The 937-nt window shown below is 30.2% G+C and carries 1 protein-coding gene; it reads right to left on the reverse strand.

The genetic code is table 11. From position 1 onward, the window contains the following. Nucleotides 1-27 precede the first annotated feature (27 nt). Nucleotides 28-867: a hypothetical protein gene (locus tag DWZ47_RS30265; RefSeq protein ID WP_005681483.1), complete on the reverse strand. Its 840-nt coding sequence runs from the start codon at nucleotides 865-867 to the stop codon at nucleotides 28-30. Between the last annotated feature and the right edge of the window lie 70 nt (nucleotides 868-937).

A 937-nucleotide genomic window follows, 5' to 3' on the forward strand; every position in this document is an offset into this window, starting at 1 on the left:
ATATAATTAAGGTTAATACTGAATACGTTAAAAGTCAAAAGTGCCATGTTTATAAGAGGACCGGGAAGGTTTATAATAATCCTCACCCGGGGTCTGGGGTTGTATAAAATCTTGTCTGAATATTTCTGTAGGATTATCTGTAATTAAATCTGCATCATGGGTATATATGTTAAAATAGCACTCTGGATCTGTTTTTTGGTTATATGGTCCTTCTCCCACAAAAGAAAATTTGTAAAAACCAATTTTTTCTCCGTCTTTTCTGACTGTAAGGAACCAGACATTACCACTACTTATCGTTTTAAATCTCAATCCGTTTAATGATGAATAAGTTTCCTCTATAAACTGGCCATTCAAATATGTCTGTTTTTTACAAGTAAAAGGTAACTCAAATCTACCACCTTCAGCTGGTAGAATAAAAGGATTCTGTTCCGAATGGATTTTATACACAAATGTCAACTTTCCTTTATCTATAATTAGTGGAATTTTTTCTACTTTTATGCCATTAATAGTAGAGTAAGAAATCTGTAAATCAGCATTCAAAATTTTATCTTCTTTATTAATATTTGAGGTTATATTTAATACTACCTGATCGCCCTCCACTTTTATTTCTATATCAGAAAAAAGAGTTTTATCAAATTCTACCGAAACATCCCTGGGAATAATCGGAACCTCTGAACTTAAAACATCATCTATTAATGTTTTTTTTATAATCGTAATCGTAATAATACGTTTCTCTCCAAGACAGCTAAACGGTTTGGATGCGTCCTTACTTGTTAATACTTGATACTCTGTTTTTCTATTGTTTTCCTCTTTTTGACAGGATAACAATGCTAAAGAAATAAACAAAAGAATAAATACCTTTCTCATATTAATGCAAATTAGTTACTATAAATAAAAGTAATATTTAATATTGTTGAAACCTCAACATCTGATACAA

Origin of the sequence: Bacteroides sp. AF32-8BH, assembly GCF_003435205.1 — a bacterium.
Classification (GTDB): Bacteria; Bacteroidota; Bacteroidia; order Bacteroidales; family Bacteroidaceae; genus Bacteroides; species Bacteroides ovatus.